10 protein-coding genes are annotated in these 12,371 nt (G+C 35.8%); all 10 read left to right on the forward strand.

What is annotated here, in order from left to right:
• Positions 1-171: 171 nt before the first annotated feature.
• Complete coding sequence (locus tag MOC86_RS01595; protein WP_268582854.1) at positions 172-900, forward strand: CpsB/CapC family capsule biosynthesis tyrosine phosphatase; 729 nt, start codon at positions 172-174, stop codon at positions 898-900.
• Positions 901-1,254: 354 nt separating this feature from the next.
• Positions 1,255-2,145: a UTP--glucose-1-phosphate uridylyltransferase GalU gene (galU, locus tag MOC86_RS01600; RefSeq protein WP_243514118.1), complete on the forward strand. Its 891-nt coding sequence runs from the start codon at positions 1,255-1,257 to the stop codon at positions 2,143-2,145.
• A gap of 485 nt (positions 2,146-2,630) precedes the next feature.
• A complete protein-coding gene (locus MOC86_RS01605; protein WP_268582448.1) occupies positions 2,631-3,359 on the forward strand; it encodes a YveK family protein in 729 nt (242 codons plus the stop codon).
• Complete coding sequence (locus tag MOC86_RS01610) at positions 3,352-4,050, forward strand: CpsD/CapB family tyrosine-protein kinase (RefSeq protein ID WP_326847699.1); 699 nt, start codon at positions 3,352-3,354, stop codon at positions 4,048-4,050. The genes MOC86_RS01605 and MOC86_RS01610 overlap by 8 nt, the downstream gene beginning before the upstream one ends.
• A 97-nt stretch (positions 4,051-4,147) precedes the next feature.
• On the forward strand, positions 4,148-5,905 hold the full coding sequence (locus MOC86_RS01615) for a sensor histidine kinase (RefSeq protein ID WP_268582449.1): 1,758 nt from the start codon (positions 4,148-4,150) through the stop codon (positions 5,903-5,905).
• Positions 5,880-6,617, forward strand: a complete 738-nt coding sequence (locus MOC86_RS01620) for a LytR/AlgR family response regulator transcription factor (protein ID WP_268582450.1) — start codon at positions 5,880-5,882, stop codon at positions 6,615-6,617. The genes MOC86_RS01615 and MOC86_RS01620 overlap by 26 nt, the downstream gene beginning before the upstream one ends.
• Positions 6,618-6,749: 132 nt before the next feature.
• A complete protein-coding gene (cstA, locus tag MOC86_RS01625; RefSeq protein WP_268582451.1) occupies positions 6,750-8,546 on the forward strand; it encodes a carbon starvation protein CstA in 1,797 nt (598 codons plus the stop codon).
• A 288-nt stretch (positions 8,547-8,834) separates the two neighbouring features.
• Entirely contained in the window at positions 8,835-9,740 is a 906-nt protein-coding gene (gene qoxA / locus MOC86_RS01630; RefSeq protein ID WP_268582452.1) for a cytochrome aa3 quinol oxidase subunit II, read from the forward strand.
• A gap of 57 nt (positions 9,741-9,797) precedes the next feature.
• The gene (gene qoxB, locus MOC86_RS01635; RefSeq protein WP_268582453.1) at positions 9,798-11,750 is read left to right on the forward strand and encodes a cytochrome aa3 quinol oxidase subunit I; all 1,953 of its coding nucleotides are present in this window, start codon (positions 9,798-9,800) and stop codon (positions 11,748-11,750) included.
• A 3-nt stretch (positions 11,751-11,753) separates the two neighbouring features.
• Positions 11,754-12,371, forward strand: a complete 618-nt coding sequence (gene qoxC / locus MOC86_RS01640; protein WP_268582454.1) for a cytochrome aa3 quinol oxidase subunit III — start codon at positions 11,754-11,756, stop codon at positions 12,369-12,371.

A 12,371-nucleotide genomic window follows, 5' to 3' on the forward strand; every position in this document is an offset into this window, starting at 1 on the left:
GTTTTTCACAGCTTTCTATATAGAGTTTCCTTTCTATATTATCGATAAAAGTAAAAAAAAGCAATTTACAGAATTTGTCGAAAAAGAGAGAGGGAAAACTAAGTTATAGTTTAGAAGTTCGTGATACGATAAGTTAAAAAAAATTTATATATTAAGAGGTTGATGTTGAAAATGATCGATACCAATTGTCTATTAATAAGTCACTCGAAAATGAAGTCTTGTTCAAATACAGAAATGATTTCGAATGCAAGAGAAATGATTCAAGAAGGAATAAAAAACGTTATTGTATTGGTGAAAAATGAAGAAGAGGCTTTGTCTGTAAAAGAGCTAAACAGACTGTTAGTAAAAGAATCACTTCCTCTAAAACTTGAAATCATTAGCTTGTGTGAGATGAACGAAGCTCTTTTTTATGAGGTGAAGCAGGGGAATGTTTATACGTTAGGAAAGAGAGAACGCTATGTCTATATTGATTATGTAGGAGAACAAAATCAATTTGAAATTGAGAAAATTCTTTATAATCTGCAAATAAAAGGTATTGTTCCTATTATTCCTAATCCTGAAACAATGGAGATTTTTCAAAGTCAGCCAAATCTTCTTTATGAATATATTAAAAAAGGGGCGCTTTCTCAAATTAGCATAGCAAGTTTACTTGGTAAAAATGGGCGCAAAGCAAAGAAGTTTGCTGTTAAATTCTTAAATGCTAACCTTGCTGATCTTGCTGGCACAGCTTATATGGACGAGTACATTTCCCTTCAGGAAGGATATGAGCTTATAGCAAAAAAATTCGGGGAAAGTACTGCTACTAAACTTCAGCGTAATGCTTCATCATTACTCGTAGGAGAATCTATTATAAGAGAAGAGCCAGAGCGAATTTCTTCCAAGCGTTTGTTTATTCTCTAGTTGAATGTAAGGAAATAGTTTACAATAGAGAATGAATGGATGCTTTTATTACAAAAGTTTTTGTGGTAGTATTAGTAATGTTTTGTTTGGTTCCTTTTTACTAGTTCAAACGTTTTGTATTTCAGGTTTGTAATGTGAACAAATTAGGGACCTGGACATTTAAATACAAAACAATAGAGATGAGCAGTTTCACTTTTCTTCAGTAGAGAGATAAAATATAAAACATAATGCTAATACTTTTAAATGCATTTATTTTAAATTGCATTTCATAATCTACATAATATAGAAGGGAAAATCCTTCATATTTGAAATGATAGATTCTACTACAAAATACAGAGCTAATGGAGGAACATAATGAAAAAAGTCAGAAAAGCTATTATACCAGCTGCAGGCCTTGGAACAAGATTTTTGCCAGCTACAAAAGCAATGCCAAAAGAGATGCTTCCAATTGTAGATAAGCCGACAATTCAGTATATTGTTGAAGAAGCTATCGAATCAGGCATAGAAGATATCATTATTGTAACTGGTAAAGGGAAAAGAGCTATTGAAGATCACTTTGATAATGCTCCTGAACTCGAACGGAATTTAGAAGAAAAAGGCAAACAAGAGCTACTTGAAGAAGTTCGTAAAGCTTCTAATATAGTAGATATTCATTATATTAGACAAAAAGAGCCAAAGGGACTTGGTCATGCTGTATGGTGTGCGCGTAACTTTATTGGTGATGAGCCTTTTGCTGTTTTACTTGGGGATGATATTGTCCAGTCGCAAAAACCTTGCTTACGTCAGCTAATGGATGAATATGAACAAACACATTCTTCAGTTATTGGTGTTCAACAAGTACCAGAGGAGCAAACTCATCGATATGGAATCGTTGATCCAATTTCAAGTTCTGGTCGACGCTATCAAGTAAAGAACTTTGTAGAAAAGCCAACTCAAGGCACGGCTCCTTCAAATCTAGCTATTATGGGAAGATATATATTTACACCGGAAATTTTTATGTATCTTAAGAACCAAGAAGTTGGAGCAGGTGGTGAAATTCAATTAACAGATGCTATCCAAAAGTTAAATGAAATTCAACGCGTTTTTGCATATGACTTTGAAGGCAAACGTTATGATGTAGGAGAGAAGCTTGGATTTATCCAAACAACACTTGAATTTGCTTTACAAGATCCTGCCTTAAAAGAATCAATGTTAGAAACAATGGAACAGCTTTTACAAAAAGAGAAAATTAAAGTAAAAAAATAATCGTCCCTTACTTTTAAAACGGTGAAAAATGCACCCCTCCTTAGCAGCTATTCTCCGTTTTTTACTTTAATAGAAAATAGACTCCTCACTTTGATTTCGAAAAAGTAGGAGTCTATAAAATGCTTAATGAAAAGACTTATACATGTTATTTTCTCTCTCTATCCGTATCCTTTTTTAGGTTTCTTAAAAAATATACTCTTTTTGTTACGGTCTCACCTTATTTTCCTCCTCTTGAACAACACAAAGGGACCGAAGTTCGCCTACATATAATATGAAGAGAACGAAATACTGTAATAATATCAAGAAGGAGTAAAGTATTAGTATTTTAAAATTATAATTTATTTTTTTATAAACAAAATAAGAAGGTTGTCGATATTTAAGTTGTAGTAAAAAGGGATTTACCTATACTTTATTTTCCTATAGCTATTCTACTAGGACTGGAGTATAATACGATGTGTAAATTTTAACAAAACTAGGAGGTTAACATGGAAGAAACGATTAGTCTTCGTGAGCTGTTTGCAACGTTGAAGAAAAGATTAAAACTAATCATTATTATTACGTTAGCAGCAGGTTTAATTAGTGCCATTATAAGCTATTTTGTTTTGACCCCTGTGTATCAGAGTTCAACACAAATTTTAGTTAACCAATCAAAAGACGGTCAACAGCTCTATGAATCTTATCAAATTCAGACCAATTTACAGCTTGTGAATACATATACAGTTATCATGAAAAGCCCAGCTGTATTAGATAAAGTACAGGAACAACTAGATTATCAAGGTAGTTTAGCAGATAAAATTCAGGTTACATCAGAACAAGATTCCCAAGTCCTTTCTGTAACTGTGCAAGATAGTGATCCGGAACTTGCAGCCAAAATTGCGAGCACAACTGCGACTGTATTTAAATCAGAAATTGCAAAAATTATGAAGGTTGATAATGTTACAATCTTATCTGTTGCCCAAATCCCAGATTATCCAATTAAGCCTAATAAAATGCTAAATGTAGCTATTGCTCTTGTGGTAGGACTAATGGCAGGGGTTGGACTAGCCTTTTTACTAGAATACTTGGATAATACAATTAAGAATGAAAATGATATTGAAGAATTACTAGGACTTCCAGTAATGGGTGCTATTGCAAAAGTAGATGGGAGTGCTCATCCAACAAAGCAGCCAAAGTTAGGGCTTCGTAAGACAAGGAGGGAAACATACGGTGCTTAAAAGAAAAAAAAGTAGTGTTCAGCAAACAACAAAGCGTAGCTTAGTTGCTCATACAAAACCAAAAGCGCCAATAACTGAGCAGTATAGAACAATTCGAACAAATATTGAATTTTCTAGCGTTGATCAAAATATCCGCTCTCTTATGATTACGTCAGCAAGCCCAAGTGAAGGGAAGTCAACAACAACAGCTAACTTAGCAACCGTATTTGCTCAGCAAGGAAAGAGAGTATTGCTTATTGATGCTGACCTTCGAAAACCAACTGCTCATTATACTTTTCGTGCAGAAAATTTTAAAGGGTTAACAACTGTTTTAAGTAGAAAATCTACATTGGCGGATGCTATTCAAACAACGGAAGTAGCTAACCTAGATTTACTTTCAAGTGGACCTATTCCACCAAATCCATCTGAACTAATCGGTTCTCAAGTGATGAAAAATATGCTAGAAGAAGCATATGAAAATTATGACTTTATTATCTTTGACACACCTCCTATCTTATCTGTGACAGATGCACAAATTTTAGCGAACCAATGTGATGGAACAATTCTGGTTGTAAAAAGCGGTAGCACGGTTATTGATACAGCGCTGAAAGCGAAAGAACTTTTGCAGAATGCGAAAGGAAAACTGCTTGGAGTTGTATTAAATGAAAAGAAAGTAAACATTGGTGAATATTATTATTACGGCCAGAGCTAAAAGCTAGTCATATGACTAGCTTTTTTTATAATTAAAAGATTTATTTCCCTATATTTCGCAATTTTCGATAAACTAAAAAGGAAAGGAGTTAATAAGATTGATTCATCTTGTTCCATTAATGATTGAACGCGTTGGCATTATTGTGATTGCTGCTTTCATTCTTGCTCAAATGAAGTCATTTAGGCAAATTGTGCAACATGAGCAAGGAATAAAAGAAAAGCTATTCATTTTATTTATCTTTGGTGTCTTTGGAATAATTAGTAATTATACTGGAATTGAAGTTCATCAGCGTGAGATCACTACAAGAACATGGATTGATGAAATTGGAACAGAAAATGCAATTGCTAACACAAGAATTATGAATATTGTGATAGGAGGAATATTAGGCGGTCCTTTAGTTGGAGGAGGCGTTGGAATTATTGCAGGGTTTCACCGCTATTTACTTGGTGGCTACACAGCATTTTCTTGTGCTATTTCTTCCGTTATTGCAGGTTTTTTTGCTGGTATAGTAGGAAAGTATTTTAAAGGAAGAATTACAGCATCACCTTGGTTTGCTGTTACGATAAGTATGTTAATGGAAGTACTGCAAATGATTATCTTGTGGGGATCTGGTTTTAGGAGACTTGTTGAAACAATTGGAGTTCCTATGATTTTATTGAACGGTCTTGGAGCTTTTCTCTTTATGTTAATTATTATTTCAATATTAAGAGAAGAAGAACGAACGAAAGCTTTTCAAACACATCAAGCCATGAAAATTGCAGAAGAAACGCTTCCCCATTTTAGAAAAGGACTTAATAAACAGTCTTGTAAAAGGGTAGCAGAAATTATGTTGAAGAGAACAGAGGCGGATGCAATTGCTGTTACAAATGAAAAAGAAGTGCTTGCACATGTAGGAGTAGCGGAGGATCATCATATTGCTCTGGGAGATTTTGCTACAGAATTAACAAAGAAAGTACTAAAAAGAGGGGGGATTTTAACAGCTCATAGTAAAAGAGATATTTTATGTTTTCATTCGGATTGTCCTTTACAAGCAGCAGTAGTTCTACCATTAAAACTCCATGGTGTAACAGTTGGAACGTTGAAACTTTATTTCATTAGTGCAAATAAGCTAAATAAGGTAGAAAGAGAGTTAGCTGAAGGTTTGGCAAATCTTTTCTCTGTTCAACTCGAGTTAGCTCAAGCAGAAACTCAAGGGAAACTTTTGAAAGATGCTGAAATTAAGGCTCTTCAAGCACAAGTTCATCCCCATTTTCTTTTTAATGCTATTAATACTATCTCAGCTCTCTGTCGTGTCGATGTGGAAAAAGCTAGAGCTCTTCTTTTAGAATTAAGTCGATATTTCAGAAGAAACTTACAAGGAGCAAGGCATATTCTTATTCCTTTTGAAAAAGAGCTTCAGCATGTTCGTGCATACTTGTCGCTTGAGCAAGCACGTTTTCCAGACAAATATAAAATTAGGTTCGATATTGAGTCTACTCTTAAAGAAGCCCTTATTCCGCCATTTATTCTTCAACCACTTGTTGAGAATGCTGTTCGGCATGCTTTGTCGGCGCGGAAGAATGGGGGAGAGATTATAATAGAAGCTTATACAGAACAAGGAAAAATGATCATTAGTGTTCAAGATAATGGGCATGGCATTTCAAGTGAAAGGTTGTATATGCTTGGAAAAGAACCAGTGCATTCAAGTGAAGGAACAGGCACAGCCCTTTACAATATTTCTGAAAGATTGCAAGGGATTTATAATGAAGAGGCTTTATTTCAAATTAAAAGCACGGAAAACGGCACAAAGGTTACAATCACTGTACCATTGAAAGGAGACTATAAAAAAGATGTTGAAAGCTTTTATTGTGGATGATGAACCTCTTGCTAGAGATGAGCTAGCGTATTTGTTGAAGAGAAGTCGAAAAGCAGAAGTTATTGGAGAGACAGACTGTTTCGAAGACGCAGTAGAGAAAATTAAAGAGCTCGCTCCAGACGTTGTTTTTTTAGACATCGAACTAACTGAAAAAAGCGGTCTTGAGTTAGCGAACAAACTTCAATCTTTCAGTAAAATTCCAGCTATTATTTTTGCGACTGCATATGATGAATATGCACTACAGGCCTTTGATTTAAGCGCTTCTGATTATGTATTAAAGCCTTTTGAAGAGGCACGTATTCATCAAGCATTAGACAAACTTGTGAAAAACTATGCTGCCGGGGATTTAATAGTAGAAGAGCCAATCTCTCATTCTTTGAAGAATTCTGGCAAAATAGCGATATTAGAAGAGGAACGTATCATTCTATTAGATTTTAAAGAGATTATATATATAGGTGCTCTTGATGGTAAAACGATTGTAAAGACGTTTAATGATCAATTTGTTACAAGTGAGACGCTTGTTTCCCTTGAAAAAAAAGCGGCTGCCTTTTCCTTTATTAGAGTGCATAGAAGCTATCTTATAAACTTTCAACATATTGTAGAAATACAGCCGTGGTTTAACTCCACTTATAATCTTTTAATGAAGGAGCATTCAACTATTCCTGTTAGCCGTACCTATGTGCGACAACTTAGAGCACTTTTAGGTTTTTAATATGTATTTCAGAACGCTTTTTTGCTTTTTTATTTCTTGTTTAGAGCATTTCAGCATGAAAATCCAGTGAATGCGTTTTCATTTAGTATGATATATTTATATTATAAGAGAAGGCAAGAGGGGGATGGAGAAATGAATGCGATTACAATTATGATTGCTTCCATTTGTATTTTAATGATTGCCTACCGTTTATACGGTACATTTATTGCTGTAAAGGTTTTGAAACTAAATGATGATAAGCCAACACCAGCATATACAGAAGAAGATGGAAAAGACTATGTTCCTACAAATAGGTGGGTCACATTTGGTCATCATTTTGCTGCTATTGCTGCAGCAGGACCGCTTGTAGGTCCTATACTAGCAGCACAGTTTGGGTATTTACCAAGCATGATTTGGTTGCTTGTTGGAGCTGTGATTGGAGGAGCTGTCCATGATGCAGTTGTATTGTTTGCTTCGATGCGTAAAAAAGGTCAATCTCTTTCAGAAGTAGCAAAGGCAGAATTAGGACCTGTAGCAGGGTTTTGTACAGGACTTGCGATGCTTTTTATTATTACTATTACAATGGCAGGACTTTCAATGGTCGTCCTTCACGCACTTGAACGCAATCCATGGGGAACATTTGCAGTTGGCATTACGATTCCGATTGCAATGGGAGTTGGGTTGTACCATAAGAAGACTGGAAATTTAAAAGGTGCTGCAACACTTGGTTTTATTCTGATCATGGTTGGTGTTTTTATTGGACCATCGCTCCAAAATACAGCGGTTGGTGATTTTTTAACACTTGATATGAATACGCTTGCTATTATTTTACCTATTTATGCTTTTTTTGCAGCAGCACTTCCTGTTTGGTTATTGCTTGCTCCTCGCGATTATTTGAGTAGTTTTATGAAAATTGGAGTGTTTTTAGCTCTTATTATAGGAGTATTTATTGTTAATCCAGCTATTCCTTTTCCAGCTGTAACAGAGTTTATTCACGGCGGAGGGCCTGTTGTGGCCGGGCCTGTGTGGCCATTTATTTCGATTACAATCGCTTGTGGAGCTATTTCTGGGTTTCATGCTTTTATAAGCTCTGGAACAACACCAAAAATGCTTGATCGTTGGAGTGATATTAAAGTAGTTGGATTTGGGGCAATGCTTGTAGAATGTGTTGTAGCTATTATGGCTTTAATTGCTGCTATTTCTCTTCAGCCTGGTGACTATTTTGCGATTAATTCTACACCTGAAATGTTTGCAACACTCGGGATGAGCGTTGAAAATCTACCACAGCTTAGTCAAGCGGTTGGACTTGATCTTGAAGGAAGAACAGGGGGAGCTGTCACACTTGCTGTTGGTATGACGTATATTTTTACAGAAGTTCCTTGGTTTAGCAACCTTGCTTCTTACTTTTTCCAATTCGTTATTATGTTTGAAGCAGTTTTCATTTTAACGGCAATTGATGCTGGAACTCGTGTTGCGCGCTATCTAATTCAAGACTTTTTTGGTGAATTTTATAAACCATTAAAAAGAGTAGACTGGCTACCAGGATCTATTTTTGCAAGTGCATTAGCATGTATTATGTGGGGATACCTTCTTTTCTCAGGAGACATTAGTTCTGTGTGGGCTCTTTTCGGAGTTTCGAATCAGCTTATGGCTTCCATTGGATTAATTGTTGGAGCAACGGTCATTTTAAAAATTGCGGACAAACGCTGGTATATGCTAACATGCCTCATTCCACTTGCTTACTTATATGTTACTGTTAACTATGCAGGATATTGGATGGTGAAAAATGTTTATCTGAATCCAGATGCGACAGGATACAGTGTTTTAAATGCCATCCTTTCAATTATTATGCTTGTTCTTGGTATTGTTATTGTTGTTACAGCAATCAAGAAGTGGATGGAGCTGTGGAACAATCCAAATCTAAAGGCGAATATCAAATCTGCAATGTGATAAAAAGATTTTCATTATAAGAAGAATATTTTTAATAAGATAGAGATTCTTTAGCCTATGCTAAAGAATCTTTTTTTGTTTTTTTAGTGATCAAACTTTAGAGATTAAATCTATTGATTCGGTCTTTTCTTGATCTGTGGTATAAAAAGTCTCTAATTGGACAATTATGATTACTATTCGTGAACATTCATTAAAATATTTAGTTTCATCATTATTTCTATCTTTCGGCATCTAAAAATCAAAGGAATTCATTTCACCATTTTTTATATAAGGAAAGGAGACACATCGATGAAAAGGTTTCAAAACATAAGTCGAAAGAGAGGTTTATTAGCCGCGTTAGCTTTTGTCTTATTATTAAGCGGCTGTGATATAAGGATGGGAGTCCTAAACCCAAAAGGACCTGTAGCTCAAACTCAATATGACCTTATTATATGGTCAATTATCTTTATGCTTATTATCGTAGTGGTGGTTTTCGTTTTGTTTACTGTCATTCTTATTAAGTATCGCGAAAGACCGGACAATATGGATTACGAACCACCTGAAATACATGGAAACAAATTTCTTGAAGTTGTCTGGACAGGAATTCCGATTATTATTGTTATTGCTCTTTCTATTCCAACTGTTCAAGCTATATTTGAACTGGAAGAACCACCTAAAACGTCAGCAGAAGAACAACAAAAGCCTTTAGTTATTCACGCTACATCAGCAGACTGGAAATGGATTTTTAGTTATCCTGAACAAGGTATTGAGACGGTCAATTATGTGAATATTCCAGGAGACCGACCAGTTGAATTTAGGTTAACATCTACAAGTTCAATAACGGCTTTGTGGATTCCAGAGCTTGGTGGACAGAAATATGCAATGGCTGGGATGGAAACAAAACTTTATCTACTGGCTGATAACCCAGGAACATATATGGGACGTAATGCAAATTTTAATGGAGAAGGGTTCGCTAAGATGGAGTTTGAAGTAGAATCCCAAACTGATGAAGATTTCAAAGATTGGGTAGCAGAAGTTCAAGATACAGCTCCAAAGCTTACAAAAACAACCTATAACAAAATTTTAGAGCAAAGTCATGTTGGGCGTATGACCTATTCAAATACCCACTTAGACTGGGTTGATCATGCAGCCCAAAAAACTTATTACAAAGATAAGGGAGAACATGACCCACATAAAAGTCATATGGATCATTGATTTCCCTCCATATAATCAAGATGCCTTGGTAACACAAGGGAAGGAGGAAGCTATAAAATGAAGCTTGATGAATTTTTTGTCACAGGTGAACCTTTAATCTACGGTGCTTATGTTTCTATTGCTGTGGCAACTTTAGGGATTATCTTCGTTTTAACCTATTTTAAAAAATGGAAATGGCTTTGGACAGAATGGATTCCAACAGTAGATCATAAAAAGATTGGTATTATGTACATCATTGCCTCACTTCTTATGCTTTTTCGCGGTGGTATAGATGGTATGTTAATGCGTACACAGCTCGCACTTCCAGAACTAAAAGTTTTAAGTTCCTCACACTATAATGAAATTTTTACAACACATGGAACAATTATGATCTTATTTATGGCTATGCCCTTTCTCATTGGGTTAATGAATATCGTTGTACCCCTTCAAATTGGAGCACGTGATGTAGCCTTTCCATTTTTAAATGCTATTAGTTTTTGGTCATTTTTTATGGGAGCAATGCTCTTTAATATTTCCTTTGTTATTGGGGGATCACCTGATGCAGGATGGACAGCTTATATGCCACTAGCTGGGAATGAGTTAAGTCCAGGCCCAGGCCAAAATTATTATTTATTAGGATTACAACTTTCAGGGATTGGTACGTTAGCTACAGGGATTAACTTCTTAGTCACTATTTTAAGAATGCGAGCTCCAGGTATGACATTAATGAAAATGCCAATCTTTACATGGTCTACGCTTATTACTTCAATCATTATTGTTTTTGCCTTTCCGGTGTTAACAGTAGCATTAGCATTGATGACCTTTGATAGATTGTTTGGTTCTCACTTCTTTACCTTGGCAAACGGCGGTATGCCAATGATGTGGGCAAACTTGTTCTGGATTTGGGGACATCCTGAAGTTTATATTGTAATCTTACCGGCATTTGGTATATTCTCTGAAATTATTTGTACTTTTGCCCGTAAAACGTTATTTGGTTACAAAGCTATGGTGTTTTCAATGATTGCAATTGCAGGATTAAGTTTTATTGTATGGGTCCATCACTTTTTCACAATGGGGGCTGGGGCTGGAGTTAACTCATTTTTCTCCATAACGACAATGGCTATTTCTGTGCCAACAGGTGTTAAGATATTTAACTGGCTTTTAACCCTTTATAAAGGACGAATTAAGATGACTGTCGCCATGATGTGGTCACTAGCGTTTATTCCAAACTTTGTTATTGGTGGGATAACAGGAGTTATGCTTGCCATGGCATCAGCTGATTACCAATATCATAATACTTATTTTTTAGTAGCCCATTTTCATTATGTATTAGTCGCAGGAACTGTTTTCGCTTGTTTTGCAGGTCTTTATTATTGGTATCCAAAAGCATTTGGGCACATGCTTAATGAACGTTTAGGCAAGATTAGTTTTTGGTTGTTTATGATTGGGTTTAATGTCTGTTTCTTCCCCTTATATTTTGTAGGATTGATGGGAATGGCACGTCGTATGTACACCTATTCACCAGGACTTGGATGGACAGGCATAAATATTGTAGCAACAATTGGAGCATTCGGAATGGGATTAGGATTTATTGTATTAGTGTATAGCATCTATTACAGTGCACGCTATGGAAAGCGTGATGTAACAGGTGATCCATGGGATGGTCGTACATTTGAATGGATGATTCCATCACCACCGCCACATTATAATTTTGCTAAAATACCGAAAGTACGTCGTCTAGATGAATATTGGTATTTGAAAAAGGAAAAAGGCTTCAAGGAAGCACGTGAAGTGAAAGAGGAAGAGTTAAAACCAATCCACATGCCTAACAAATCTCATGTACCGGCCATAATGTCAGTGTTCTTTTTTATTGCTGGGTTCGGTCTTGTTTGGGAATGGTATTGGATGGCTATCCCGGGTTTAATCGGAATTCTCGCTTGCATGGTTGTTCGTTCCTTTGATTATAATGATGGATTTTATTTAAGTGTTGAAGAAGTTAAACAAGCACATAAAGTTGGGGAGGGCAATTAGCATATGGCAGAGTCTACACAGATACATGACAAGAATGTCCCACTTGAATATTCAAAAGCTGAAGATCGAATGACTATCCTAGGCTTTTGGATCTTCCTTGGAGCTGAGGTTGTATTATTTTCAACTTTATTTGCGACATATTTAGTGTTACATTCACGTCCTGCAGATGGTCCCACTTCTGCTGAGTTATTTAAGCCAGAGATTGTTCTGATTATGACATTTCTCTTGTTAACAAGCAGCTTTACAGGAAGTATGGCTATTCATTATTTACGTGCTCAGAAGATGAAGAAAATGATGATTTGGTTGTTACTCACGATGTTGCTTGGGATTGGTTTTTTAGGATGTGAAATTTATGAATTTCATGAATATATTGCCCTTGAAGGTGTATCAATTAAGACAAGCGCCTTCTTATCTGGATTTTTTGTGCTCGTTGGAACACACGGACTTCATGTAACGCTTGGAATCGGTTGGTTAACGCTTGTTTTAATCCAATTAACTCAACGTGGATTTACACCGAGAACGGCCCGTAAAGTCTTCATAATCGGTCTTTATTGGCACTTCTTAGATATTGTTTGGTTGTTTATCTTTACGTTAGTTTACTTATCAGGGATGGTGTTGTAA

Origin of the sequence: Priestia endophytica (assembly GCF_026790145.1) — a bacterium.
In the GTDB taxonomy this organism is placed as follows: Bacteria; Bacillota; Bacilli; order Bacillales; family Bacillaceae_H; genus Bacillus_I; species Bacillus_I endophytica_A.